Genomic DNA, 25,308 nt, shown 5'->3' with positions numbered 1-25,308 from the left:
AATGCTGCTTTGGACGCCCCGACTGCTGTGTAATTTCAGATGCAAATTCTGCAGAGTAGTTCTGATTTGAATGCCCCGAACGCTGTGTAATTACAGGTGGAAATTCTGCAGAGTAATGCTGCTTTGAACGCCCCGACTGCTGTGTAATTTCAGATGCAAATTCTGCAGAGTAGTTCTGATTTGAATGCCCCGAACGCTGTGTAATTACAGGTGGAAATTCTGCAGAGTAATGCTGCTTTGAACGCCCCGACTGCTGTGTAATTTCAGATGCAAATTCTGCAGAGTAGTTCTGATTTACATTCGATGCTGTATTTTGTTTTTTCACATGGTTAATGTTCGTACCGGCTTTTGTTTTGTTACAGTTATTATTCATTATGTTTCCACCTTTACGGTTATTTTGTCATCATGTTTTTTTCTCCACATATTGACTATCTTGACCGTATTGGCTAAAAATTATTCTTGAAAATTTAAACAAGCAATGAGCGGCCTCCATCGACAATAATGGTCTGGCCCCGAATCATAAATGCCCCTGGTGAAATTAAAAACAATACCGTCTGCACAATATCATCCATTTCGACAATTCGACCCGCCGGTGTATTTTGTTTGGCATCTTCTAAAATATCGTCACGGTTCGGAAAATGCATCAGCGCTTCCGTATCAATGGCACCACCAGATACAGCATTGACTACAATATTTTGTTGCGAAAGTTCAACCGATAAATAACGTGTCAACGCTTCGACCGCTGCTTTTGACACCCCAACCGCTGTGTAATTTTTCAAATAACGGATCGCACCAAGTGAGCTGATGCTGACAATTGAACCACCACCGCTTTTTCCCATCATCTTTGCGGCTTCTTTTGCACAAAATAAAAGCGCTTTACTGTTAATATCCATCGTCCAGTCCCAATGTTTTTCTTCCAGTTCCATAATTGGACGTTGAACACCTGATGCTGCGTTATTAATAAATATGTCCAAACGGCCAAATTCCTGCTCGATCGTTTCAAACATTCCTTTGATTTTCTCGACATCGCCGACATTCGCTTTAATGACTAAGGCACGACGGCCCAGCGCTTCAATTTCTTTCGCTGTTTCTTCTGCCGCCGTTTTACTTCGCGCATAATTGACGACAATATCATAGCCTTGTTTTGCCAGTGCAATCGCAATTGCTTTGCCAATGCCACGGCTGGATCCCGTTACTAGTGCTGTTTTCATCATCCCTGTCCTTTCACATACTTCCATATTTTTTGATGTGATACTGAAAAAGCAAATGATTCCACTTCTTCTTCTTTAACGAACTTCGACCGTTTTTTTTCAACTTCGCCTTCAATAATCCCTGTATACACATCAATATTCCACGTTAAATGGGAAAACACATGTGTAATTTCCGTGGCTTTCTCCGTATTCACTTTCGCTTTCACACCATACTCCGTTTCTATAAATGATTCGAGTATACGTCGTGGGTTCGTTCCAGCTGGCAATTCCATGTTCGGAAATTGCCACAAATTAGCGAGAAGTCCTGACTCCGGTCGTTTTTCGATTAATATACGACCATCGTTTGTCGTCAAAACGACCGCTCCCATGTGAACTTTTTTATCTGATTTCTTTTTCGTTTTAACTGGCAGTTCTCGTTGCACACCTTCTTCAAATGCCTGGCAATGGTTTTGTACCGGGCATAAGAGACAGGACGGCGATGTCGGTGTACAAATAATCGCACCCAGTTCCATTAATGCTTGGTTGAATGAAGATGGATTTTCTTTGTACATTAACTCTTCAACAGCACGCTCAAAAATTTTACGTGTTGATGGTTTCGCAATATCATCCCAAATGGTGAGCAGTCTTGAGATGACACGCATAACATTGCCGTCCACTGCCGGCTCCGGAAGTCCGTAGGCAATGCTTAGAACAGCCCCTCCTGTATAAGGGCCAACACCTTTTAATGATAAAAAGTCTTCTTTCTTTTCCGGCACAATGCCACCATAGCTCTCAGCTACTTCTTTTACCGCAGACTGCAAATTGCGAACACGGGAATAATAACCGAGACCTTCCCATGCTTTCATGACATCTTCTTCATCTGCTCCGGCAAGTGCATCGATTGTCGGAAACTGTTCCATAAACCGGTTAAAATATGGAATGACTGTATCAACCCGAGTTTGCTGCAACATAATTTCAGATACCCATATCTTATATGGGTCGCGTTCATGCCGCCATGGAAGATCTCGTTTCTCTGCTTCATACCAATTGACGAGATCTTGTTGAAATTTGGTAATATTCATCTTTTGTATTGCACGGTTTTCTGACATATTGAATGTCCCTCGCTTTTCGACATGTTACAATAGACTAACAATTGGGAATAACATGTGTATACATTTTTTCAGAGTAAAGGAGGCTGCCTTTTTGGATACAGGTACTCATATCGTCATGGGTTTTGCGCTCTGTGGAATTGCCACGCTTGACCCGATCGTCACTGCTGATCCCGCCACAAAGTATGCAGTCATGACAGCAGCAGTTATTGGGTCACAGGCACCTGACATAGATACACTTTTAAAACTTCGTAATAATGCCGTTTACATTCGCAATCACCGCGGTGCGACACATTCTGTTCCCGCTGTGGTGCTCTGGCCGCTTTTAATTACTGGTGTATTGTTTTTCATTTTTCCAGACGTCAATGTACTTCACTTATGGCTCTGGTCACAAATTGCCGTCTTTTTACACGTGTTTGTGGATATTTTTAATGCGTACGGAACACAGGCACTTAGACCATTTTCACCACGTTGGGTCGCGCTCGGAGTCATTAACACATTTGACCCATTCATTTTTACGATGCATATAATCGGCTTGTTCTTATGGGCATTCGGTCTTCATCCCGGCTACACGTTTATGGTCATTTATGCGATCTTAATCGGTTATTATATTTTACGCTTTCAAATGCAAAGCGCCGTTCGGAATGCAGTGCGCCGTCTTATTCCAGATGCGGAGGAAATTATTATTGCACCGACGATCCGCTTTAACCAATGGCGTATTGCTGTTAAATCGCTTGAACACTTTTATGTTGCTCGAGGCTACCGCCGTTCCGTAACCATTCTCGACAAATATAAGCGGGTTCCAGTGCCCGAATCGGTTTTATTTGAAGCAGCAAAAAAGGATGCCAATCTCGACGCATTTCTTCACTTTTCACCTGTTTATCGGTGGGAAGTCGCCGAATATAACGACTGTTATGAGGTGAAGTTTATCGATCTACGCTATCGGAACAACGGCTATTATCCGTTCGTTGCCATCGTACAGCTCGACTTTGACTATAAAATTATCGGTTCTTATACCGGCTGGATTTTCAGTGAAGAAAAACTTCGTAAAAAGCTCACATTTCCACAATTCGATCAAAATTAATATGTCACGTCGCCTGAACCATCAAGCAGATGCTTATATTTTGGATTGCGCGCTACAAACTCATGTAGCTTAGGACCGTAATTGTCGATCCACTGCGTGACGACTTTTTCGGTCGCTTCTTTCCCTTTATAATCATAACCCGCCTTCGCATACGTCGTCTCAAAGTCTTCCCAAAGAAGTTCGACCCATGTGCGGGCACGGGCAGCAGACAAACGGCTGTTTGTATCAAGCAGCCGCTCTGTTAATTTTCGAAATATTTCTTCCATGTATAATTCACTCCTTTTATTTATTTAATAATGAAATCGGGATGCCTTCTTCTTTTCCATCGCCACTCATGCGGTAACCCCATGCAAAGACACCATTCATATATTCCACTTTAAAATACTGACCTGGATCCGTTTTTAATTCATACAGTTTGCCCGGCTTAAATTCATCAGGATTCAACAAATACGCCTGCGCCATTGTCGCACGCCGTTCATAAACGGCGAACTCATTCACAATGCCCAATTGCTCTGCCTTTCGTGCTTTTTCTCTTAAACGCGCAATTTCTTGTTTTAATTCAACTTCTACCATTTCGCTATATCGTTTTTCATTTTCCATCTAAATAACTTCCTTTCTAAATCCAGATAACATTATTCTTCTTGCAGCTTTTCAATCGCTTGATCAATCGCCGAAAAATCAAAGCCTTTTCGGTATAAAGCCATCTTCATTTTTTGTTTGTACTCTGATGGCTTATATGATTGATAGCGGCGGTGGGCTTTTTCCGCCTGATGCATAAGCGCTTCCATTTCTTGCTCCTCATCCGGCGAAGTCGCGAATGCCGCTTGTTTCATAATCGAAGTAGAATACCCTTTCGTCATCACTTGTTCTTCAGCCTTTTTCTTTTGCAAAAAAGCCGAGTCTCTTTTATATTTTTTTAGCTGTTTTTCATAAAGCTTCGTCGCTTTTTCAATTTGTTCTTCTTCTGTAAACTGTTCCATTGCATTTGATGCTATTTCTTCATTGATCCCTTTCTCTTTCAATTCACGCCGAATGAGATAAGGACCTTTATCAGTCGTTTGAATTTGCGTTTTAACAAAAGCGTCCGCAAACTGTTCATCATTCAGATAACTCATTAAGCGAAGACGCGATAAAATTTCTTCAGCCGCATCCTGCTCCACTTCTTTTCTCTTCAAATAATCGAGTACTTCTTTTTCGGAGCGCATGCGGATCGATAAATAGTTAATGGCGGCATTCAATCCTTTTCGAACACCATCACGAATTTGAATTTCTTCAACTTCTGCTTTCGTTATTTCGCTTCCTTTTCGAAGATTAAATTCCATTAACACTGCTTCGTCGATACTAAACGCATAATCTCCATCAACTTCTATATTATAGCGGTCTGTCCGTTTTTGCTGAACAGATATTTTCGTGATTTTAGGCATATATACTCCCCCCAGCACATTTGTTTTGTTTGTTTCCTTCTGAATCAGGTAATATAAGAATATAAGAAACGGAGGGTTCATAATGAAAGCAGCTATTGCAGGCGGCACGGGATTCATCGGCAAAAAATTGACTGCAGAACTCATTCAAAATGGATACGATGTTTATATTTTAACGCGAAACACGGACAATAAGAAAGAAAGAGACCACATTCATTACGTAAGATGGCTGTCAGATGGTGCTGAACCTGAAAATGAGCTGCATGGGATTGACATATTTATTAACCTCGCCGGTGAATCACTTAACAGCGGTCGCTGGACAGATGAACGAAAAAAACGCATTTTGGATAGCCGAATGATATCGACGAGAGAAATTATCCGTATTATGACGTCATTGCCAAAAAAACCAGCCGTCCTCATCAATGCAAGCGCAATCGGCATTTATCCGATTGCCGATACTGAAACATTTAAAGAAACATCACCTGCCTTAGGGCAAGGGTTTCTAGCGCATACCGTTAATATGTGGGAAGAAGAAGCGATTCAAGCAGACAAAGCTGGTATCCGTACCGTTTTAACAAGATTCGGCATCATTTTAGGGACAGAAGATGGTGCACTACCAAGAATGGCCATGCCTTATAAGCTCTTTGTAGGTGGAAAAATCGGGACTGGTCACCAATGGATGTCATGGATTCATGTAAATGACGTCGTCCGTGCTATTCGTTTTGCTGGAGAAAATGAGTCCTTGCAAGGACCACTTAATGTGACCGCTCCAAATCCAGTCCATATGAACGACCTCGGCAAAACACTCGCGAAAGTGCTTAGCCGGCCACACTGGTTATTCATTCCTGCTCTAGCACTAAAAGCAGGACTCGGCGAAATGAGTACCTTGATTTTAGACGGTCAAAAAGTACTGCCAGAAAAATTGTTGCAATCAGGCTTTCAATTTAAATTCCCACTCGTTAGGGGAGCGCTCGATGATCTTTACAAAGGAAGCGTACATAAATAGATCCTCATATTGCCTTCAATAGACGATAAAGAACTGTTTCAGCGACTTATGAAACAGTTCTTTTTAATTTGAAACTATAGTTAAACCTTCATTCTTCCTGTGCACAAATAACTTCCGAATTTTGTGGATAATGTGGACAGAAATCAGAATAGCTATTATATTAATGACAGTTTTCGTCAAAATTGTGGATATTCTTATGCATAACCTGTGGATAAGCCTGTTAGTTGTGGGGAAAACTCAGAAAATTCACACCATTGTTATCCACATTTTTCCTATTCACTGCTTTTCATAAATTAATATTAGACTGCTGGGCTGACGATCTTAATATCAATACCCGCAAGAATGAAAAAGGTTAATCACGTGAATCATTATTTCCTTTTTAACGTGACAACTGCTTCAACGTGAGCCGTCTGCGGGAACATGTCAACTGGTTGAATGCATTCAATTTTATATACGCTGCCGAGTTCCGCAAGATCTTTGGCGAGTGTAGACGGGTTACAAGAGACATAAATAAATGTTTTTGGCTTCACATCTTTAATCGTTTGAATAAGTTTACGATCAAGGCCTGTTCGCGGTGGATCCGTCACTAACACATCCGGCACCCAGCCTTGCTGCTTCCACTTTGGCAGCCACTTTTCGGCCGGACCGGTTTCGTACGTTGCTTTCACTCCATACTTTTTCGCATTCGCACGGGCATCTACAATCGACTCGGCTATCGTATCCATACCACGCACTTCCGATGCCTCCCGACCGATCCAGAGACCGATTGTCCCCGAACCACAATACGCATCCGCAATTTTATCCGTCTTAGAAACATTCGCTGCTTTTTTCACTTCGTCATACAGTTTGACAGTTTGTACTGGGTTGAGCTGGAAAAAGGCACGAGCTGATAAGTCGTATTCAAACTCACCTAATTTTTCAGCAATCGTATCGCTTCCGGCAATCGTTTTTGTGACGTCACCGAAGACAAGATGTGTATTACCCGGGTTCACGTTATGTACAACGGACTTCACTGCCGACGTACGCTTCATTAATTCTTCTGCAAAAAGAACAGCTTTCGGGAATGTTTTATCTCCTGTGACAATTGCTGCCTGTACGTCGCCTGTTTCAATTCCAGCCCGCACAACGATCGTTTTTACACCTTGTTTTTGTTTTACGCTGTAGACCGGAATCGATAAATCGTTCATAAGCTGTTTAGCCATTTGAATCGTTTCATCAATGACATTGTGTTGAACGATACATTTCGGAATATCAACGAGTTTGTTCGAATTCGGACTGTATAAACCCGCAATCACTTTTCCTTTATGAACACCTGTTTGAAACTGAGCTTTATTGCGGTAACGCCACGGATCATTCATCCCGATCGTATCGTTTATTTTCAAATCGGCAATATTCAATGATGTGTACCGCTCAAATGCCTGTACAAGAATCGCTTTCTTTTCATCAAGCTGTGCGCTGTAATCAAGATGCTGCAATTGACAGCCGCCGCACTGATCATAGACCGGACAAGGAGGCGTGACGCGATGTGCCGATTTTTTACGCAGCTTTTTAATACGTGCTTCTGTAAACTTTGGCATGACTTTTGTCGCTTCTGCAGTAATTTCTTCGCCTGGCAAAGCTCCCGGTACGAAAATGGCTTTTCGTTTAAAATAGCCGACGCCTTCTCCGTTAATGCCAAGACGTTTTATTGTAAGCGGGAACGTTTGCCCCGTTTTCATTTCTGTTTGATTATTCATGTTTTTCACCTCTTTGATACTTTATCACAGACGGGGTGCAATCAAAAGAATAGGAAAAAGCCGGTCATCGTGCACCGGCTAGTTCATCAAGTGATCGAAACTTGTATCCCTGTTTCTTTAAATCACGAATAACATCAGGCAATGCTTCCGCATTATCTTTAGACACGCTATGAAGCAATATAACCGCACCGGGATGAATTTGCTTCATGATTTCATCATATGCATACTTTTTTCCTTTTGGCTGATCTGCATACCAATCCACGTAAGCAACTGACCACATGACGTGCGTATACCCTTCTTTTTGCGCCGTTTTCAATACATTTTCAGAAAAAATTCCACGCGGTGGTCGAACGTATTTTGTCTTTTTTTGCTTTGTCATCCGTGCTACTTCTTTTTCGACCAGCTTCAACTCTTCAATCAATGTACTGTTGGGCACTGACGTTAAATCGTAATGATGCCAAGAATGGTTGCCGACGATATGACCTTCTTTTACCATTCGCTTGATTAAATCAGGTGCGCTTTCAACGTAATGGCCTGTTATAAAAAAAGCAGCAGGCACTTTTTCTTTTTTGAGTGTATCCAGAATCGTTTTCGTATGCCCATTTTCATATCCATTATCAAACGTTAAGTAGAGAACTTTTTCATCCGGGCTTCCTTTGTAAAAAGAATCGTATTTCGCCAATATGTCATCCAAGTTTTTTCCGGCCTCTGCCTGCTTCCCATCCATTCCTTTCTGAAATCCCCAGTGAATCGCTTCTGATGATACGACAATAACTGGCAACATAAACATAAATAGGAGAAAGAAAATCATTTGCCGCATTACATCACCACCTTTTTTCTATATGATGCACGGAATAGAGATAGTGAATGCGTGGAAAGTTATCACAGGAAAAGGTATTTGTTCACACCCGTATACAAAAAAGCCCCGGCGCGTAGCCGGGACTTCCATGTTAAGCGAATACGGGTTCTTTAAATTTCGCCAATTTTTCAAGTGAAGATTTATCGACTTCTTCATGAAGACTGTTGCCGTGTGAATCCATTGTGACAACAGCTGTAAATCCTTCAACGCGCAGGTGCCACATCGCTTCTGGAATACCGAAGTTCATTAAGTCGACACCTTCTACGCCTTTAATGCAGTCCGCATAATATTGCGCCGCGCCGCCGATTGCGTTCAAATAAACACCACCGTGCTCGCCAAGTGCTTTCAACGTTTTCGGACCCATGCCCCCTTTGCCAATAACTGCACGGATGCCGAATCGTTTCATAATGTCACCTTGATAAGGCTCTTCACGGATCGACGTTGTCGGGCCTGCTGCTTTCACATGCCACTGTCCTTCTGCGTCTTTCAGCATAACCGGTCCACAATGATAAATCACTTGCCCATTCAAATCAACAGGTGAATCATTTGTGCTTAAATATTTATGTATTGCGTCGCGTCCTGTGTACATCATGCCGTTAATTTTCACGACATCGCCAACTTTAAGATCGCGAATCTGTTCTTCTGTAATCGGTGCCTGTAATGTGACAACACGGCTTTCCGATTTTACTTCCTGCTCTTCTTTTTGTGCTGTATCAAATGATACGTCTTCCCCGTCCTGATAATACCATTCGTTAATTTCACCTGTTTCCGCATTAACGGATACACCGAGACGGCGATACGCCCAGCAGTTATATGCAACAGATACAAAAAAGCTCGCAGGCAGACGGTTCATAACACCCACTTTACAGCCAAGCAAAGTCGTTTCGCCGCCAAATCCCATTGTACCGATGCCAAGCTCATTCGCATGCGTCATCACGTATTCTTCTAGTTTGCGCAAGTCTTCATTTTCATTCACATCATCCACACCGCGGAACAGCTGTGTTTTCGCTAGATCATAGCCTGAGGAACGATCGCCACCGATGCCAACACCTATGAATCCAGCTGAACAGCCTTGCCCCTGTGCCTGATAAACGGAGTGCATAATGCATTTTCGGATACCGTCAAGGTCACGTCCTGCTTTGCCGATTCCTTCAAGTTCGCATGGCAAGCTGTATTGAATGTTTTTGTTTTCACAGCCGCCGCCTTTTAAAATAAGACGTGCATCGATATAATCTTCTTCCCATTGTTCAAACTTAATAACTGGAGTCCCTAGGCCAAGGTTATTCCCACTGTTTGAACCATTTAATGAATCAACCGAGTTTGGACGAAGTTTTCCGTCTTTCGTTGCCTGCTCCATTGCCGCATAAATCGCTTTTTGAATTTGAATCTGGTTTACACCCACCGGTGTTTTAATTTTGAACGTCGGCATGCCCGTATCCTGACAGATTGGTGAAATATTATCATCTGCCATTTTAATATTCGTTGTAATCGTATCCAGACTCATTGCCGCACGCGTGCCTGCATTTTCACGTTCTTTTGCCGCTTTCACCGCACGTCGGACATCTTTTGGAAGATTTGTTGATGTTTCCACAATCAACGTATACATACTTTGCTGTAACTGTTCGTGATTCACTTTAGTTCCTCCTCAAGAATTCTTATGTTTTAAAATGTTAACAATATTTCTATTATATCGCTCCTCCGACACGTTTAAAAGAAAATTCAGCCACCTCTTTTTTCACAAAATCGAAGGCTACGTACGCATTATTCTGTCGCAATGCCTTTATTAGCAAGACTTGTAAGTCATGTAAAAACCTTCATTGCAACTGGATATCATAGTAATAGTGAAGGTGCTATTAAGTGATTGATTTCTGATTACTCAATCACATTTTTAACCACTCATCTTGTTTTCTGACCACTCAATTACATTTTTGACCATTCATACAAAAACGCCTCAAAACCGGACCAGTTTTGAGGCGTTCCTTATTTACCCGCGTATACGGAATTGTTCACATTTCAATTCAATGTCATTGATCATCCCAATTAAGCGGTCAATATCTTCCACTTCCGTTTCTTCTGGATCAATCGAATCCAGCACTTCCATGAAAATATTCAATCGTTTTTTTAAATACACAACTTGTGTTTCTTTATCATTGATAGGCTCCAAATGAGTATCTTCCCTTCTTTTACAACAAGTAAAAACCGATTCCCATGATGAAGTATGCAGCGAGGAGTGTCAACCCCTCAAACCAATTTGTTTCCCCATCATTTGAAATACTGACCGCGAGAAAAACGGCTGTAATCATTGAAACAAGCTCTGGAATCGTAAATAAAAGCGGCATAGGTGTCGGGAATAAAAGTGAAATTAAGACAAGAACTGGTGCTACAAACATTGCGACTTGTAGCGTAGATCCGACCGCAATTTCAACTGCCACATCCATTTTATTTTTCATTGCCATTAAAATCGCCGATGCATGCTCAGCTGCATTTCCGACAATCGCGACGATAATGACCCCAATGAAAAGCTCTGACCAGCCGAACTGTTCCCCGACTGCTGCAAACGTATGGACAAGACTTTCCGCTACGTATGCAACGGCAGCAGTCGCCAAAAGCAAAATACCAATTGCTTTTTTTTTGCCCCACTCTGGCACTTCTTCGTGCGCTGTGCCCGTGTCTCCTTCAAGCGCCGCATACACACCACGATGCGTAACAAGTTTAAAAAATAACCCTGCGAGATATAAAACGATCAGGACTACTGAAATCCCAATACTTAAATTTAATGTTTTTGTTTCATTCATCGTTACTGAAAAAATTTCTGGGATGACAAATGCGACAACAACCGCAAATATAAGCAAGGCTGAATTGTGCCGTGCATCATGTACACTGAACGTCTGTCTCTTAAATTTCAAGCCGCCCAAGAAAAAGGATAACCCGGCAACAAGAAGCAAGTTTCCAAGCACGGAACCAGTCAATGAAGCAAGTACAACTCCGACCAGCCCTGCTTTTAACGCAAAAATAGAAATAATAAGTTCAACCGCATTTCCAAATGTTGCATTTAATAGTCCGCCAATACGCGGTCCGACAACAATTGCTAAACTTTCTGTCGCCCGACCCATGTAGCTCGATAGCGCAATAACTGTTGCACTACAAATAATAAACATGGCGACACTTGGCCAGTGCAGAAGTGACCCCGCAATCGTGAGCGGCACACCGACCACAATCAATGCAGCAAATATTTTCCCCATAATCTCACTCTCCATGAATCAAAGTAAGTAGCCTATCCATCTATCATTACCCACCATTTACTTTTCTTACACAAAAAAACCATTATTTTATCTCGAATGTTTCTTCCACTTCAATCGCTGGGATAACGGATTGGACCATTGAACAGTTTTTCCGTGTTAATGCGAGCGCTTTTTTTACTTTATCTTCTTTCAACCCTGTCCCTTTAATAATGAAATGAACTGAAATTTTTTCTACTCGATCTGCTTTATCAGGATTACGCTTTACGTCTGTTTGAATTGTAATATCCTCGATCTCAATACGCTGCTTTGCAAAAATTTTGCGTAAAACACCACCGCTGCAAACGGCTACAGATGATACTAGCAGCTGGTATGGACGAAACCCGTGCTCCTCGTCTCCTGAAATATCAAGTTTTCCATAAGGGAATTCAGCGGTAAATCCACTTTCTTTCATTTTAAATTCCATATTAAACACTCCTTTTTCATTTTTATTCTATCCAATCGACGCAATTGCGCCAACTAAAATTGCTTGCATCGTATAATTTATATGATATAATCAATTTACATTATAATAATTATAAAGTAAAAATGAATCTATTCTAATTGATATGCCTTATCATTAAAGGTTTTTAATGATAAACGTGTTTTCTGAAGTTGATCTTCATTCTCAATTACAAAAGGAGGAAACAAGATGTCTACTTACACTGAGAATGCTCCGCTTCAAACCAGCCTGTTCGATAAATTGAAACCGCATCTCGAATTAATCGCTGCCCTGTTCAGCGGTGTGCTTATTCTTACCGGCTGGATACTTGATCAAAATGGAGTAGAAGCGATGTCTGTTGTTGCCTATTTATCGGCATTTGTCATTGGCGGTTTTGCAAAAGCAAAAGAAGGCATTGAAGAAACGATTAAAAATAAAGAATTAAATGTGGAAATGCTGATGATTTTAGCAGCGGCTGGTTCCGCTGCAATCGGATACTGGACAGAAGGCGCCATTTTAATTTTTATTTTCGCCGTCAGCGGGGCGCTTGAAACGTATACGTTAAATAAAAGCCAGCGAGAAATATCAGCGTTAATGGATATTCAGCCTGACACAGCGTTGCTCGTCCGTGATGGCATAGAAGAAAAAGTGCATGTGTCTGAATTGACACGCGGTGATATGATCGTCGTCAAGCCGGGTGAACGTGTACCGGCAGATGGTGTCCTAACTAAAGGACATACGACGATTGATGAAACTGCAATTACCGGTGAGTCGATTCCAGTATCAAAAGAAGCAGGCACTGATGTGTTTGCCGGTACAGTGAATATGACCGGTTCTGTTTACATTGAAGTAACAAAAAGGTCTGATGAAACGTTATTTCAAAAAATTATTGATCTCGTTCAATCGGCGCAAAGTGAAAAATCACCTTCCCAGCAGTTCATTGAAAAATTTGAAGGCACATATGTAAAAGTGGTATTGATTGTGGTCGCTGTCATGATGTTTCTTCCCCATTTCTTTCTTGGCTGGAGCTGGACAGAGACATTTTACCGAGCGATGGTACTGCTTGTTGTCGCATCACCATGTGCACTCGTCGCATCGATTATGCCGGCGACATTGTCGGCTATTTCTAGCGGTGCCCGCAGCGGGATTCTATTTAAAGGCGGAGCCCATCTGGAGAATCTGAGTCATGTAAAAGCGATTGCGTTTGATAAAACAGGTACATTAACACGTGGTAAACCGGAAGTAACAGACATTATCATCCGCAAAGGATTAAACCATGATTCTTTATTGAAAGTGTCCGCTTCCATCGAAAGCCGGTCAAATCATCCGCTTGCTCGCGCTGTCGTTCGTTACGTGCAAAATGAACAGATTCCATTTTCTCCTCCTGATCATCTTGAAGACGTCGCCGGATGGGGAGTAAAAGGCACGATTGATCAAAAAGAATGGAAAATCGGGAAAGCAGCTTTTGTCGGAAAAGAAGAAGCTGATGCATTCGCAAACGGTGCGTCATTAGCGTTTGCTGAGGATGGTAAAACGACGATTTTTGTAGCCGATCATGAGGGTATAGCGGCTGTCATTGCACTAAAAGATATCATTCGTGATGAAACGAAGCAGGCGCTGAAAATATTGCAGGATGAAGGTATTTTCACCATTATGTTAACCGGGGATAGCGAAAAAACAGCAAAAGCGATCGCTGCTGAAACAGCACTTGGCTCTTATATTGCCCAATGTTTACCGGAGCATAAAGTAAATCATGTGAAAAACTTGCTTGAAAAATACGGTACGGTTGCAATGGTTGGTGACGGAATCAACGATGCGCCAGCACTGGCAACAGCATCTGTCGGGATTGCGATGGGTGAAGGATCTGACGTGGCGCTTGAGACAGCTGATGTTGTCTTAATGAAAAATGATTTACCGAAAATTGCCGAAGCTATTAAGCTATCCCGCAAAATGCAACGAATTGTGAAACAAAATGTGATCTTCTCTATTTCAGTAATCTCGTTATTAATCATCTCAAACTTCTTTCAAGTGCTTGATTTGCCATTCGGCGTTCTTGGACATGAAGGCAGCACAATCCTCGTTATTTTAAATGGCCTGCGCCTTTTAAAACGAACATAAAAAAAACCCCGTTTGAGCTTCTCGCTCAAGCGGGTTTTTATTTTAGACCATTCCTCGTTTTTGATCGTTGCGCAGCGCATTAATTTCACCACCGACTAAAATGATCATCGCCGATAAATACAGCCAGATCATTAAGATAATGACGCCCCCAATACTTCCATATGTAGCAGAGTAATTACCAAAATTGTTGACATAAAATGAAAAGCCAAGCGATACAATAATCCAACCGAGTGCAGCAAATATTGCTCCTGGAAAAACAGTCACGCATTTTACCTTTAAGTTCGGGGACAAGTAATAAAGACCGACAAACACAAAGAATAAGACAATAGGAGGGGACAAGAACCTGATCCATGTCCAGATGATGACAAACTGCTCACCCATACCAAGAAATTCAAACGCGAATGCGCCAATTTGCTGACCGAACACGAGCAAAATAAGCATCACCGCAATAATAAAAATAAACGCGAATGTGAGCAAAATAGACAAGCCACGTGCGTGATAAAACGCGCGTGTTTCCTTCACGTCATACGCATAGTTCAGCCCTTTAATAACGGCATTCATCGCATTGGAAGCGGACCAAATAGTCCCGAGAATACCGACAGACAACAGGCCGCCATTTTGATAAGTTGTCACTTCTTGAATCGTATCTTGAATCATACTCAATGAATCCGCTGGAGCAAAATCTTTAATAATATTAAAGATTTCATCCGGATCAATCGGCAAGTACCCAAGCAGCGTCACCATAAAGAGCAGGAGCGGGAATATGGAGAGCAGAAAAAAATACGCCATTTGTGCTCCAACGCCCGGCACATCAGATACTTTAATTCTCCTTACTAAATGCTTAAAGAAGATCCGAAGTTCTGTTTTTTTCTCTGTATGTTCTGCCAAAACTGCTTCCCTCCGATATTATGACGGCGATTGCTCGCTGTCAGCAGAAGCCGCCGGATTTTGTCCTTGCGGTAGAAAGGTTGTTTTTGTTTCATTGACAAGCTCTTTCACTTCCGGTGTCAATTCTTTCAAATTATCCACTTTATCTTTAATAAATGCCACATCTTCATTAATTTTTTGAGCTGTTGTCGTTGCACGGTCGATCAACTCCCGTGATGATGCCGTTAACTGCTCCGGATCTTTCGCAAGCGCAACTAAATACTGTGCCCACGAAGACATTTCATTACGCGTATTCCGGTCTAGAAGTGCGATGACACCTCCGACTGCTGCGCCTACTGCTACACTGACAAAAAATTTACTTTTTCCCATTAAATATTCATCCTTTCTTTATCTCAATACAACATGTATTCGGCTGATACAATCTATTTTCCTTTTTACTGTTGAAGCTTTTCCCCTTTTGTTGAAATTCGAAACACAAAGTCATCGAAATTAATTTTTATTTAAAGTGTATCTATTTTTTCAGAATAGTCTATCTAATGAGGTGGATTTTTATGGATCATGATGGATTATTAGAACTACTTAGAAGCATCAGCTCATTTATCTGGGGACCGCCGCTTTTAATTTTTATTGTTGGTACAGGAATTTATCTCACTTTTCGGATTGGTTTTCTTCAAATTCGTCTTCTTCCATATTCATTGAAGCTTGCGTTTAGTAAAAATCAGGACAAGAATTCTGAAGGCGATATTTCACACTTTCAAGCGTTAATGACTGCACTTGCAGCGACAATTGGAACCGGAAATATCGTCGGTGTCGCGACAGCTATCTTAATCGGTGGTCCGGGCGCATTGTTCTGGATGTGGATAAGCGCATTTTTTGGGATGGCAACGAAATATGCGGAAGCTGTTCTTGCTGTTAAATACCGTGTGCAGGACGAAGATGGCGAAATGTCCGGGGGACCGATGTATTATCTCGAACGTGGTCTCAATCAAAAATGGCTTGGTGTCTTGTTCGCTTTATTCGGTGCCATTGCCGCTTTTGGAATCGGAAACCTTGTGCAGGCAAACTCGGTTGCGAGTGTTGTGAAATCTACATTTGACGTACCTACCTGGATTACAGGTATTGTCTTAACAATCTTCAGTGCACTTGTACTGCTTGGCGGCATTAAAAGCATTGGACGCGTTGCAGCCTTTTTCGTCCCATTCATGGCTGCATTTTATGTGATTGCCGGTTTGATCGTGTTGTTCATAAATATGACAGAAATTCCTGCTGCTATAGTACTTATTTTGACAGATGCGTTTACTGGAGAAGCAGTGGCTGGCGGCGCGATCGGTACTGTCATTCGTTACGGTGTCGCACGTGGTGTATTCTCAAATGAAGCCGGGCTCGGTTCTGCTTCCATTGCGGCGGCAGCTGCAAAAACGGATATGCCAGCCCGCCAGGCACTCGTTTCGATGACACAAGTCTTTATTGATACGATCGTCCTCTGTTCAATTACAGGACTGACAATTGTCCTTGCTGGTCAGTACGATTCCGGACTTGAAGGAAGCGAACTCACAACAGCTTCATTTAATATATTCCTTGGCTCTGCCGGTTCATATATCGTAGCCATTGGACTCTTGTTCTTCGCTTCAGCGACGATTATCGGCTGGTCATATTATGGAGAAAAGTGTTTCACTTACTTATTCAGTAAAGAAATCGTAAAGTATTATCGGATCGTGTTCGTTCTCGCTGTATTCATTGGTGCTGTGACAAGCCTTGATCTTGTCTGGACGTTCTCAGATATTATGAATGGTTTAATGGCTTTACCAAATTTAATTGGTCTTCTCGGACTATCGGGTGTTGTCGTTGCTGAAACACGTCAAATTCTCAAAAAGATTCAAAAAGAAAAACGCGCTGCTTAATAAAAAACGCGCTATATTTGCTAGGGGCTTTTTATCTTATTGACAAGATAAAAAAATCATGGAATGATTATAAAAAATGAAAAAGGTGACATAACAGTGGACTTAAGTGTAAAGTCAACAGAAAACATTCAGTATATGGTCAATGAAATTACAAAAAAACTCCGTATGGTCAATACTGGCGCGATCAGCGCGGAACACTTTATCAGTTCTTCTTATGAAGATTTAAAAGATATTTATGAACTCGTCGCTCGTAAAAATTCATTCAGCCCGAATGAAATGCAAGCGATCGCCGAAGAACTTGGCAATTTACGTAAATAAAAAACAAAGGAGCTGTCCCTAGTCAATGATCACCGACTAGGGACAGCTCCTTCTCCTCTTTTCTTTATTATTCAGCTAGTAATTTAAGTGATTCACGGTTAAATGCTGGAATGTCATCTGGCGTGCGGCTTGTCACCAGCTGATTCTGACATACAACGACTTCTTTTCAACGTTTGCTTTTGTTTTACAGTTTAAAGTTTACCCGCCTTCTTTTTCTTTAAACAAAAAAGGACAGCGCGAAATGTCGCTCTGTCATTCTGTTGCTTCCGGTACAGATTGATCTGTCTGTCCTTGAGGCAATATTAAAATTTCGACACGCCGGTTTTGCGCACGTCCCGATATGGAATCGTTTGAAGCGATCGGCTGATATTCGCCATATCCTTTCGCGCTAAAAAGGCGTGGGTCCAGTTTCTCATTTTTTAAAATCTCTTTCATAAAGTTTACGGCACGCATGGCGCTAAGTTCCCAGTTTGAATCGAACATAGCTGTTTTAATTGGTACATTATCTGTATGTCCGCTAATAATGATGCTGCGCGGAATGTCCATGACGAGCAGTTCTGAAATTTCCTGCGCACTGACAATCTGTTCTGGTTGAATTTCTGCTGCGCCTGAATTAAAAAGCACGTTATCGCGAATACGCAGCAGCAGCCCTTCCCCATTTAATGCAGTCTCCACTTTATCTTGCAGATTATTTTCATTAATATATTGTGTCATTTTCTCTTGCATTTCAATCAATTCTTCGCGATCTTCTTTTTCAAGCCCGTTTAGTTGCTGGCGCTCCGTTTCCACTTCTGACATGGAATCATTCTCTATCGGACTTTCGTAATCAAGTACGCCGCTTCCACCTTGCAGCTCATTATTGAAGGCAGACGAAATAGCCTGGAATTTTTGAGCATCAATGGAGCTGCTCGCGAATAGGACGACAAAAAGAGCCAGAAGAAGCGTTAATAAATCAGAATACGGGAGAAGCCAGGATTCATCAATATGGTCGTCATGTTTTTTCTTTTTACGTTTCACCATATCCATCTTCTCCTCCTGATGAGTTCAATAATTTTTTCTTCTCATCCGCCGGCAAATAAGAAGCAAGTTTTTGCTCCAGAACACGTGGTGCTTCTCCTTCAAGAATCGACAAAATACCTTCAATCATTATTTCTTTTACTTTTGCTTCTAGTATTGATTTTCGTTTTAATTTATTTGAAAATGGGTGCCAGAACACGTAACCTGTAAAAATCCCTAGCAAAGTGGCCACGAAAGCCGCTGAAATGGCATGCCCGAGTGCCACGGTATCGCTCATATTTCCAAGTGCAGAAATCAATCCTACTACAGCGCCGAGTACACCGAGTGTTGGGGCATACATTCCTGCTTGTGAAAAAATAGCTGCGCCTGCAAGGTGACGGTCTTCCATGGCAGCTATTTCTTCACTGAGGACGTCACGAATATAGTCCGCGCTTTGTCCATCAACAGCTAAACTAAGCCCATTTTTCAAAAAATCATCGTCAATTTCGTTCATTTTTGATTCCAGTGAAAGAAGTCCTTCTTTACGTGCAAGTTCCGCCCACCCTGTAAATAGATAAATGACTTCCTGTATAGTCATCAGTTTTTGTTCTTTAAACAAAATACCAAATAGTTTCGGTACTCTCTTTAACTCTGATCCAGGAAACGCAATGGTTACCGCGGCGATAGTCCCTAAAATAATAATCAAAATAGCTGCCGGGTTAATAAGTACTAGAGGACTTACCCCTTTCATAAACATTCCGACACCTACTGCAACAAGCCCTAATAGGACTCCCACGAGCGATGCTTTATCCATACTTTATCTCCATCCTATTTCTATCAGTCTATTTCTCGACTATATTTAACCATTATTCTACACGTTCTTGACGAAAAAGAGAATGCTCTACGAATGAAATTCATACTTTTATGTCAAAATATAAACTTAACAAAATCCTATTCATCATTTTACATTCTTCTGTTAAAATGAAATAACTATACCGAACGAGGCCAATTTACCTATGATAACTTTACCGGAATTTTATGAATATGACATCGTTGCTCTATCAATCTTGATTGCCGTCATCGGGTCCTATGTAACATTAACGATGAATGAACGAATCGTTCATTCAATCATCCGTGGGAGAACGAATATATGGCTCATAACAGCCGCACTATCCATGGGATTGACCATTTGGACATTGCATTTTGTCAGCATGATGGCTTTTTCAATTCCGATTCAGTACAACATCTCTTTAACGATTATATCGATGATTCCCGCTATTTTAGCAGCATACGCTGCTTTTTATATCCTTTATAAAACAAGTAGACGCTGGTGGACTTTCAGCGCTGCTTCAATTACTATCAGTTTCGGTAGTGTCTTAATGCACTATATAGGCATGATGTCTATCATAATCGATAGTGATATAATCTATAATCCCTTTTATCGTTTTTTAGCGATATCCACTGCCATTGCGGCCTCATATGCGGCGATTCGTTTCTTTTATTATTTTACCCAGAAGCGCGATGTTCGACTAAAAATCATCGCATCACTTTTAATGGGCACCGCACTCAGCGGCATGCACTACATAGGCATGTATTCGGCTGATTTTTATGTACCAGAAGGATTTGTCATCCCGGAGCAAAATCAATCTTCGTCAGATATGTTAGTTGTGCTTATTTTATTGCCTGCTATTATGATTTTCCTGTTTATTACAATCCTTTCTTTTCTGGACCGGAGAACAGCGATGCAACTCGCCTATACAGATGATTTAACAAACCTGCCTAACCGGCGCAGCCTTGAACGATTTGTTCATGCACGGACAACGCCGTTAAATTTGCCGATTGCCGTAGTCATTATCGATATTGACAATTTTAAATGGATAAATGAAACCTATGGATATGAGAGTGGCAATAAGCTAATTATTGAATTTGCATCAAGATTTAAAAAAGCAATAACGGAAAATAGCATTGCAGCCCGTATTGAAGGAAATAAATTTGCCGTTGCTATTCCTGGCACGTTCAGTCATCAAGAAATCCGTACTTTGTTAACAAAACAATTTAACTCGTATCTGAAGTCATTTCATGCATTTGGTGAACCTACCCCTATCACGTTTTCAGCCGGAGTCGCACTGGCACCGGAACACGGGTCTAGTTGCAATATTTTAATCTTAAACGCTGAGCGGGCTCTTCATCACGTGAAGAATAACGGTAAAAACGAGATTGTTGTGTATAATTCTAATTTCCATAATCAGGACATGGAACGGCACATTGCTATGAGTTTTCGAAGTGCACTTGAAAATGGAGAATTTTATTTATGCTACCAGCCAAAATTCAATCTTCATACTGGAAAAATTGACTCCGCTGAAGTGCTAGTCCGCTGGGAAAGCCCAGTGCACGGCTTCGTTTCACCCTCGAAATTCATTCCAATCGCTGAGAAAAATGGCTTTATTTTTGATTTAACAAATTGGATTTTAAACGAAGCATGTCGTCAGATGAAAATATGGCAATGTGATCATCATCTAATTGAACGTATTGCTGTTAATATATCGGCACCGATGTTTTTATCAGACCGTCTAATTGAAATTGTCAAGCACACATTGCAGACACATAATCTTAACGCTAGACATCTCGAACTAGAAATCACCGAAACATCAATTATGCAACAGTTTGATAATGCGCTCAATGTTATTGATGCTTTGAAAAAAGAAGGCGTTTCTATTTCACTCGATGATTTCGGGACCGGCGTCTCCTCTCTGACATATTTAAAAATGCTGCCCATTCATATATTAAAAATCGACAAATCATTTATCGACGATGTACATACCTCTTATGAAGATAAAGCACTTGTGAAAATGATCATCCAACTTGCCAAATTGTTTGGTCTCACTATCATTGCAGAAGGTGTCGAAAAGGAAGAACAGCTGAACGTTTTGAAAGAGCTTGGCTGCGATTTTATACAAGGCTATTTTATTAGCAGACCCGAACGAGCGGAAGTACTCGATGCGCGCTACGAACAAAAAGAATACAGATCATAAAACAAAAAAGCGGGGAATCCCTATAAGATCCCCCGCTTTTTATTTTACGCCTCCAAAGCCAGTGCCGGTCCGAAAAATTCGTATTTTATATTGTTTTTGCTGAAGCCTAGCGCTGTCAAATGACTGACGACCGCACGCATAAATGAAATCGGTCCGCATATGTAGCATACGCTGTTTGATTCAATGACCTGCTGTAAAAAGTCTCGGCTTACATACCCCGTAATGTCGCACACTTCCGATTCATCTTTTTTCGCTTCATAGGCAATGTACATTTTTCCATCGTTTAACTTTTCAACGAGCGCTGCTGCTTCTTCGCCAAATGCATGTGCATCTTTATTACGCGCTGCATGAACGAATACTGTTTTGCGATTTGGCTCATTTTCTGCAATTGAGCCAAGCATCGCCATCATCGGAGTAATCCCAACACCGCCTGAAATTAATGCGACTGGCTGCTCTCCTTTTTCTAAATAGAAATCGCCAGCAGGTGCGCTTGCTTCTATCGTATCTCCCACATTTAATCGATCGTGAAGGTAATTTGATACTTTTCCCTGTGGATTATGATCTGCTTCCCGTTTGACAGAAATGCGGAAAGAATCGCTTCCCGGTGCTTGAGACAAACTATATTGACGGTTCAATAAATGTTTTTGGCCAGGAATTGATAAACGGACTGTAATGTACTGCCCTGGCAAATACCATGGAACAGATACGCCATCTTTTGCTTTTAAATAAAAAGATGTAATAAGTGAACTTTCCGTTACTTTCTTTTCAACGATAAATTCTTTAAAATCTTCCCATCCACCTGACTTCTCGGCTGCTTCTACATACATTTCTTTTTCAATATCAATAAACACTTGCGCGATCACGCCATACGCTTCGCCCCATGCACCGATGATTTCATCTGTTGCTGCATCACCAAGCACTCCTTTAATCGCTTTTAATAAATATTCACCAACGATTGGATAATGTTCTGGTTTCACGGTCAAACTGCGATGCTTTTGGGCAATTTGCTTCACTGTCGGAAGAAGCACTTCAAGCTGATCGATATACTGAGCTGCTGCGTATACTGTATTTGCAAGAGCTGTCTGCTGACGGCCTTGTGATTGATTTGCATGGTTAAAAATATTTAATAGTTCAGGGTGTGCTTCAAACATTGTTTTATAAAAATAAGTTGTAATGTCAACACCATGTGTTTCTAAAATAGGAGCAGTTGATTTGACGATGTCAATTGTTTTTTGTGATAGCACGATAGTTCCCTCCGATTCATCTTTTAAAGATGTATTTTATTTATATCTTATTTATACTGGAACAACACAAAAAAAGCAATATATTAAATACATCTTTTAAAAATTGTTCACAATTGCACTCGATCGTTACCCGTGACATAATAAATAGATAGGATAGGTGAGAATATGAAATTAACATTATATACAGACTACTCGCTGCGTGTTTTAATTTATCTTGGTTCGTATAATGAAGATAAGTTGTCCAATATAAAAGATATTGCCGAAGCCTACAATATTTCTAAAAACCACTTAATGAAAGTGATTCATGAACTCGGCAAACTTGGCTACATTGAAACGCTGCGCGGGCGCAACGGCGGCATCCGGCTGGCGATGAAGCCAGCAAAAATCAACATCGGTGCTGTCGTCCGGAAAACGGAAGATGATTTTCACATTGTGGAATGCTTTTCCGAAGAAAAAAACAGCTGTGTTATCACTCCTGTCTGTGGGCTGAAACACGTTTTATTTGAAGCGTTGCAGGCGTATCTTGCGGTGCTAGACCGCTATACGCTCGCCGACTTAATAACGAATAAAGACATGCTCCGCACACTATTGAACCCTGACGCGTCATTCAAACAATGATGCGTTCTTTTTGTTACAATGAAATCACTACCTAATATAAAGGAGAATTTCACATGACTACTTTTCATGAACAGCTTGAAAAATATGCACAACTATCCGTAACAACCGGCGTCAATGTACAACCCGGTCAATCACTTGTTGTACGTGCGACACTCGATGCCGCTGAACTGGTCCGTCTTATCGTTCAAAAAGCATATGAAGCGGGCGCAAAACACGTATATGTTGACTGGAGTGACGACACCGTTTCCCGTTTAAAGTATACTCTTGCTCCTGATGAGGCATTTAATGAATTCCCGGCGTGGAATAAGCTAATGATGGAAACACTCGCTGAAGAAGGCGCTGCTTTTATGTCTATTATTTCTTCAAGTCCTGATTTATTGAAAGACGTTGATTCAAAGCGGATTGCTGCATATCAAAAAACAGCTGGTACCGCGATGAAAAAATACCGTGAATACATTCAATCTGACAAAGTGAGTTGGACAGTCGTTGCTGCTCCGTCAAAAGAATGGGCAGATAAAGTATTTGCTGATCTGCCTGAAGAAAAGCGTATTCCCGCCCTATGGGAAGCCATTTTCAAATCGGTTCGCGCTGATCATGCGGATCCGGTACAGTCATGGAAGGAACATGACGCCCGTCTTTGTGAAAAAGTCGCCGTATTAAATGAAAAGCATTTCAAAACGCTTCACTACACTGCACCAGGAACAGATTTAACGATTGATCTGCCTGATAATCATTTATGGGTCGGTGCCGGTAGTATCAGTGAACAGGGTCATTCATTTATGGCTAACATGCCGACAGAAGAAGTGTTTACCGTACCGATTAAAACAGGCGTAAACGGGTATGTAAAAGCGACGAAACCGCTTAGCTACGCTGGAAATATTATTAATGGATTTACGGTTACGTTTGAAAAAGGACGCATTGTCAATGTGACAGCAGACGAAGGGGAAGATGTTTTACGGCAGCTTATTGAAACAGATGAGGGCGCTCATTATTTAGGCGAAGTCGCACTCGTTCCGCACGATTCCCCTATTTCGAACGCCGGTATTTTATTCTTTAATACATTATTTGATGAAAATGCATCGAATCATTTGGCAATCGGCAGCTCATACGCGTTTTGTATTGAAGGCGGCAAAGCAATGGCACAGGAAGAACTAGAGAAAAACGGCCTTAATACAAGTATTACACATGTTGATTTCATGATCGGTTCTGCTGATATGAATATCGATGGCATTAAGCAAGATGGCTCACGTGAACCCGTTTTCCGCAATGGAAACTGGGCATGAATTAAGAAAGGACTTTATTTATAGACGTTTTCAGCTCCTTAATTCTTTATTGGTCACAGAAATTGTCACATTTCCTTAGCTTCAAACAATTTATCTAATTCATCAGCCACGTGTTTCTGCATACTAGGTAGCACGTGGCTGGCTATATTTATTTAGCGTAATTTGAATAGAGGTGTGTCCAACCCTCTCTGATATAACCTTTACATTTACGTTCTGCTTAATTAACATCGTTACATGTGTATGTCTCAAATCGTGAAAGCGAATTGGAGGCAATCCTATATGAGTCTTGCTTAAGCTTATGTGCAATGACAATCTTTCTCTCCTTTTTCAATTGTTCTATCAACAATTCAAGAATATGAATAGAACGTACACCGGCACTGGTTTTAGCCCCAACTTTGAACTGCTTTGAGGTCATAAATTTGTCTGATATAAAGGATTTTTTCTTCAAAACCAATGTCTTTCCATCGCAAACCTAATATCTCACCTTTTCTCATACCTGTTAATACTGCAATTAAATAGACCGTATAAAATCTATGTTTCTTTGAATATGTCATGAAGTGTTCAACCTGCTCAGTATCCCAAACGGTTATCTCGTCATTACTTCTTTTTGGTAAAGGAACATGGATTTGAAAGTAGCAATCACAAGAGAATACTCTTGGAAATCCCCAAGAAGTTATTTCTATATAATTATATAGTGAATAAATATAAGTAACCTGCTGATTTTTATCTTTTTCGAACACCTCAAAAATGATTAGCAACCATTCTACATACCCTCTAAAACGTCA

At 41.1% G+C, this 25,308-nt stretch carries 27 protein-coding genes and 1 pseudogene; 8 read left to right on the top strand and 20 right to left on the bottom strand.

Annotated features, from left to right (window positions below; genetic code table 11):
* From A3M5_RS23390 to mutY, 3 genes are all read right to left on the bottom strand, one after another.
* A partial coding sequence (locus A3M5_RS23390) for a gamma-type small acid-soluble spore protein (protein WP_018395681.1) occupies nt 1-373 on the bottom strand: 373 nt, incomplete at its 3' end.
* Nucleotides 374-467: 94 nt separating this feature from the next.
* Complete coding sequence (gene fabL / locus A3M5_RS0120670; protein WP_034298791.1) at nt 468-1,214, bottom strand: enoyl-[acyl-carrier-protein] reductase FabL; 747 nt, start codon at nt 1,212-1,214, stop codon at nt 468-470.
* Nucleotides 1,211-2,299, bottom strand: a complete 1,089-nt coding sequence (gene mutY / locus A3M5_RS0120665) for an A/G-specific adenine glycosylase (RefSeq protein ID WP_018395679.1) — start codon at nt 2,297-2,299, stop codon at nt 1,211-1,213. The genes fabL and mutY overlap by 4 nt, the downstream gene beginning before the upstream one ends.
* A 94-nt stretch (nt 2,300-2,393) precedes the next feature.
* Here mutY and A3M5_RS0120660 point away from each other — a divergent pair, with 94 nt between their 5' ends.
* Nucleotides 2,394-3,383 (top strand): metal-dependent hydrolase, encoded by a 990-nt coding sequence (locus tag A3M5_RS0120660; protein WP_018395678.1) that lies wholly within the window; start codon nt 2,394-2,396, stop codon nt 3,381-3,383.
* On the opposite strand, the gene A3M5_RS0120655 is transcribed toward A3M5_RS0120660, so the two are convergent.
* Genes A3M5_RS0120655 through recX form a run of 3 tightly spaced genes read right to left on the bottom strand, consistent with a single transcriptional unit; the run spans nt 3,380 to nt 4,807 of the window.
* Nucleotides 3,380-3,649, bottom strand: coding sequence for a YfhJ family protein (locus A3M5_RS0120655; RefSeq protein WP_018395677.1), 270 nt, complete (start codon nt 3,647-3,649; stop codon nt 3,380-3,382). The genes A3M5_RS0120660 and A3M5_RS0120655 overlap by 4 nt on opposite strands.
* A 16-nt stretch (nt 3,650-3,665) precedes the next feature.
* Nucleotides 3,666-3,983 (bottom strand): YfhH family protein, encoded by a 318-nt coding sequence (locus A3M5_RS0120650; protein WP_018395676.1) that lies wholly within the window; start codon nt 3,981-3,983, stop codon nt 3,666-3,668.
* Between the two features lie 32 nt (nt 3,984-4,015).
* A complete protein-coding gene (recX, locus tag A3M5_RS0120645; RefSeq protein WP_018395675.1) occupies nt 4,016-4,807 on the bottom strand; it encodes a recombination regulator RecX in 792 nt (263 codons plus the stop codon).
* Between the two features lie 82 nt (nt 4,808-4,889).
* Here recX and A3M5_RS0120640 point away from each other — a divergent pair, with 82 nt between their 5' ends.
* Complete coding sequence (locus A3M5_RS0120640; protein ID WP_018395674.1) at nt 4,890-5,810, top strand: TIGR01777 family oxidoreductase; 921 nt, start codon at nt 4,890-4,892, stop codon at nt 5,808-5,810.
* Nucleotides 5,811-6,178: 368 nt separating this feature from the next.
* On the opposite strand, the gene rlmD is transcribed toward A3M5_RS0120640, so the two are convergent.
* From rlmD to A3M5_RS0120610, 6 genes are all read right to left on the bottom strand, one after another.
* Nucleotides 6,179-7,546 (bottom strand): 23S rRNA (uracil(1939)-C(5))-methyltransferase RlmD, encoded by a 1,368-nt coding sequence (gene rlmD / locus A3M5_RS0120635; RefSeq protein ID WP_018395673.1) that lies wholly within the window; start codon nt 7,544-7,546, stop codon nt 6,179-6,181.
* A gap of 64 nt (nt 7,547-7,610) precedes the next feature.
* Entirely contained in the window at nt 7,611-8,366 is a 756-nt protein-coding gene (pdaA, locus tag A3M5_RS0120630) for a delta-lactam-biosynthetic de-N-acetylase (RefSeq protein ID WP_018395672.1), read from the bottom strand.
* A gap of 130 nt (nt 8,367-8,496) precedes the next feature.
* Nucleotides 8,497-10,011, bottom strand: coding sequence for a fumarate hydratase (locus tag A3M5_RS0120625; protein ID WP_196803598.1), 1,515 nt, complete (start codon nt 10,009-10,011; stop codon nt 8,497-8,499).
* A 378-nt stretch (nt 10,012-10,389) separates the two neighbouring features.
* Nucleotides 10,390-10,569 (bottom strand): SE1561 family protein, encoded by a 180-nt coding sequence (locus A3M5_RS0120620; RefSeq protein ID WP_018395670.1) that lies wholly within the window; start codon nt 10,567-10,569, stop codon nt 10,390-10,392.
* 19 nt (nt 10,570-10,588) lie between these two features.
* Nucleotides 10,589-11,647 (bottom strand): calcium/proton exchanger, encoded by a 1,059-nt coding sequence (gene cax / locus A3M5_RS0120615; RefSeq protein ID WP_018395669.1) that lies wholly within the window; start codon nt 11,645-11,647, stop codon nt 10,589-10,591.
* Nucleotides 11,648-11,729: 82 nt separating this feature from the next.
* Nucleotides 11,730-12,110, bottom strand: coding sequence for an OsmC family protein (locus tag A3M5_RS0120610; RefSeq protein WP_018395668.1), 381 nt, complete (start codon nt 12,108-12,110; stop codon nt 11,730-11,732).
* A gap of 225 nt (nt 12,111-12,335) precedes the next feature.
* Between A3M5_RS0120610 and A3M5_RS0120605 the strand changes: the two genes are divergently transcribed.
* Nucleotides 12,336-14,243 (top strand): heavy metal translocating P-type ATPase, encoded by a 1,908-nt coding sequence (locus A3M5_RS0120605; protein WP_018395667.1) that lies wholly within the window; start codon nt 12,336-12,338, stop codon nt 14,241-14,243.
* Between the two features lie 42 nt (nt 14,244-14,285).
* Here the strand turns inward: A3M5_RS0120605 and A3M5_RS0120600 are convergent, their stop codons facing one another.
* Nucleotides 14,286-15,131, bottom strand: coding sequence for a YihY/virulence factor BrkB family protein (locus A3M5_RS0120600; RefSeq protein ID WP_018395666.1), 846 nt, complete (start codon nt 15,129-15,131; stop codon nt 14,286-14,288).
* 18 nt (nt 15,132-15,149) lie between these two features.
* Nucleotides 15,150-15,500, bottom strand: coding sequence for a hypothetical protein (locus A3M5_RS0120595; protein WP_018395665.1), 351 nt, complete (start codon nt 15,498-15,500; stop codon nt 15,150-15,152).
* A 182-nt stretch (nt 15,501-15,682) separates the two neighbouring features.
* Here A3M5_RS0120595 and A3M5_RS0120590 point away from each other — a divergent pair, with 182 nt between their 5' ends.
* Entirely contained in the window at nt 15,683-17,032 is a 1,350-nt protein-coding gene (locus A3M5_RS0120590; RefSeq protein WP_018395664.1) for an alanine/glycine:cation symporter family protein, read from the top strand.
* A 96-nt stretch (nt 17,033-17,128) separates the two neighbouring features.
* A complete protein-coding gene (locus A3M5_RS0120585; RefSeq protein WP_018395663.1) occupies nt 17,129-17,350 on the top strand; it encodes a DUF1128 domain-containing protein in 222 nt (73 codons plus the stop codon).
* A 67-nt stretch (nt 17,351-17,417) separates the two neighbouring features.
* On the opposite strand, the pseudogene A3M5_RS24990 reads toward A3M5_RS0120585, so the two are convergent.
* The 3 genes and pseudogenes from A3M5_RS24990 to motA form a co-directional block, all read right to left on the bottom strand.
* Nucleotides 17,418-17,516 (bottom strand): annotated as a pseudogene (locus A3M5_RS24990) (protease); the annotation flags it as partial.
* Between the two features lie 86 nt (nt 17,517-17,602).
* Nucleotides 17,603-18,370 carry a flagellar motor protein MotB gene (gene motB, locus A3M5_RS0120580; RefSeq protein ID WP_034299652.1) on the bottom strand — a complete coding sequence of 256 codons (768 nt, stop codon included), beginning with the start codon at nt 18,368-18,370 and terminating at the stop codon, nt 17,603-17,605.
* Complete coding sequence (gene motA, locus A3M5_RS0120575; RefSeq protein ID WP_018395661.1) at nt 18,357-19,160, bottom strand: flagellar motor stator protein MotA; 804 nt, start codon at nt 19,158-19,160, stop codon at nt 18,357-18,359. The genes motB and motA overlap by 14 nt, the downstream gene beginning before the upstream one ends.
* 202 nt (nt 19,161-19,362) lie before the next feature.
* Here motA and A3M5_RS0120570 point away from each other — a divergent pair, with 202 nt between their 5' ends.
* Nucleotides 19,363-21,378, top strand: coding sequence for a putative bifunctional diguanylate cyclase/phosphodiesterase (locus A3M5_RS0120570; protein WP_018395660.1), 2,016 nt, complete (start codon nt 19,363-19,365; stop codon nt 21,376-21,378).
* 44 nt (nt 21,379-21,422) lie between these two features.
* Here A3M5_RS0120570 and hmpA read toward each other — a convergent pair whose 3' ends face one another.
* The gene (gene hmpA, locus A3M5_RS0120565; RefSeq protein WP_018395659.1) at nt 21,423-22,622 is read right to left on the bottom strand and encodes an NO-inducible flavohemoprotein; all 1,200 of its coding nucleotides are present in this window, start codon (nt 22,620-22,622) and stop codon (nt 21,423-21,425) included.
* 165 nt (nt 22,623-22,787) lie between these two features.
* Between hmpA and A3M5_RS0120560 the strand changes: the two genes are divergently transcribed.
* Both A3M5_RS0120560 and A3M5_RS0120555 read left to right on the top strand, forming a co-directional pair.
* The gene (locus A3M5_RS0120560; RefSeq protein ID WP_018395658.1) at nt 22,788-23,240 is read left to right on the top strand and encodes an Rrf2 family transcriptional regulator; all 453 of its coding nucleotides are present in this window, start codon (nt 22,788-22,790) and stop codon (nt 23,238-23,240) included.
* A 53-nt stretch (nt 23,241-23,293) separates the two neighbouring features.
* The gene (locus A3M5_RS0120555) at nt 23,294-24,523 is read left to right on the top strand and encodes an aminopeptidase (protein ID WP_018395657.1); all 1,230 of its coding nucleotides are present in this window, start codon (nt 23,294-23,296) and stop codon (nt 24,521-24,523) included.
* 123 nt (nt 24,524-24,646) lie between these two features.
* Here the strand turns inward: A3M5_RS0120555 and A3M5_RS26280 are convergent, their stop codons facing one another.
* Together A3M5_RS26280 and A3M5_RS26275 are read right to left on the bottom strand one after the other, a co-directional pair.
* A complete protein-coding gene (locus A3M5_RS26280; RefSeq protein ID WP_231373300.1) occupies nt 24,647-24,751 on the bottom strand; it encodes a hypothetical protein in 105 nt (34 codons plus the stop codon).
* 155 nt (nt 24,752-24,906) lie between these two features.
* Complete coding sequence (locus tag A3M5_RS26275) at nt 24,907-25,281, bottom strand: tyrosine-type recombinase/integrase (protein WP_018395656.1); 375 nt, start codon at nt 25,279-25,281, stop codon at nt 24,907-24,909.
* Nucleotides 25,282-25,308 lie beyond the last annotated feature (27 nt).

The organism is Bacillus sp. 37MA, assembly GCF_000372765.1.
Classification (GTDB): domain Bacteria; phylum Bacillota; class Bacilli; order Bacillales; family Domibacillaceae; genus Domibacillus; species Domibacillus aminovorans.
The sequence above is the reverse complement of the archived record's forward strand: the minus strand, read 5'-3'. Positions and strand labels throughout refer to the sequence as shown.

What these genes read in the sequence shown, in the direction of transcription:
- fabL (WP_034298791.1), bottom strand. Translation starts at nt 1,214, where the DNA reads ATGATGAAAACAGCACTAGTAACGGGATCCAGCCGTGGCATTGGCAAA.
- mutY (WP_018395679.1), bottom strand. Translation starts at nt 2,299, where the DNA reads ATGTCAGAAAACCGTGCAATACAAAAGATGAATATTACCAAATTTCAA.
- A3M5_RS0120655 (WP_018395677.1), bottom strand. Translation starts at nt 3,649, where the DNA reads ATGGAAGAAATATTTCGAAAATTAACAGAGCGGCTGCTTGATACAAAC.
- A3M5_RS0120650 (WP_018395676.1), bottom strand. Translation starts at nt 3,983, where the DNA reads ATGGAAAATGAAAAACGATATAGCGAAATGGTAGAAGTTGAATTAAAA.
- recX (WP_018395675.1), bottom strand. Translation starts at nt 4,807, where the DNA reads ATGCCTAAAATCACGAAAATATCTGTTCAGCAAAAACGGACAGACCGC.
- A3M5_RS0120640 (WP_018395674.1), top strand. Translation starts at nt 4,890, where the DNA reads ATGAAAGCAGCTATTGCAGGCGGCACGGGATTCATCGGCAAAAAATTG.
- rlmD (WP_018395673.1), bottom strand. Translation starts at nt 7,546, where the DNA reads ATGAATAATCAAACAGAAATGAAAACGGGGCAAACGTTCCCGCTTACA.
- pdaA (WP_018395672.1), bottom strand. Translation starts at nt 8,366, where the DNA reads ATGCGGCAAATGATTTTCTTTCTCCTATTTATGTTTATGTTGCCAGTT.
- A3M5_RS0120625 (WP_196803598.1), bottom strand. Translation starts at nt 10,011, where the DNA reads ATGTATACGTTGATTGTGGAAACATCAACAAATCTTCCAAAAGATGTC.
- cax (WP_018395669.1), bottom strand. Translation starts at nt 11,647, where the DNA reads ATGGGGAAAATATTTGCTGCATTGATTGTGGTCGGTGTGCCGCTCACG.
- A3M5_RS0120610 (WP_018395668.1), bottom strand. Translation starts at nt 12,110, where the DNA reads ATGGAATTTAAAATGAAAGAAAGTGGATTTACCGCTGAATTCCCTTAT.
- A3M5_RS0120605 (WP_018395667.1), top strand. Translation starts at nt 12,336, where the DNA reads ATGTCTACTTACACTGAGAATGCTCCGCTTCAAACCAGCCTGTTCGAT.
- A3M5_RS0120595 (WP_018395665.1), bottom strand. Translation starts at nt 15,500, where the DNA reads ATGGGAAAAAGTAAATTTTTTGTCAGTGTAGCAGTAGGCGCAGCAGTC.
- A3M5_RS0120590 (WP_018395664.1), top strand. Translation starts at nt 15,683, where the DNA reads ATGGATCATGATGGATTATTAGAACTACTTAGAAGCATCAGCTCATTT.
- motB (WP_034299652.1), bottom strand. Translation starts at nt 18,370, where the DNA reads ATGGTGAAACGTAAAAAGAAAAAACATGACGACCATATTGATGAATCC.
- motA (WP_018395661.1), bottom strand. Translation starts at nt 19,160, where the DNA reads ATGGATAAAGCATCGCTCGTGGGAGTCCTATTAGGGCTTGTTGCAGTA.
- A3M5_RS0120570 (WP_018395660.1), top strand. Translation starts at nt 19,363, where the DNA reads ATGATAACTTTACCGGAATTTTATGAATATGACATCGTTGCTCTATCA.
- A3M5_RS0120560 (WP_018395658.1), top strand. Translation starts at nt 22,788, where the DNA reads ATGAAATTAACATTATATACAGACTACTCGCTGCGTGTTTTAATTTAT.
- A3M5_RS0120555 (WP_018395657.1), top strand. Translation starts at nt 23,294, where the DNA reads ATGACTACTTTTCATGAACAGCTTGAAAAATATGCACAACTATCCGTA.
- A3M5_RS26280 (WP_231373300.1), bottom strand. Translation starts at nt 24,751, where the DNA reads ATGTTAATTAAGCAGAACGTAAATGTAAAGGTTATATCAGAGAGGGTT.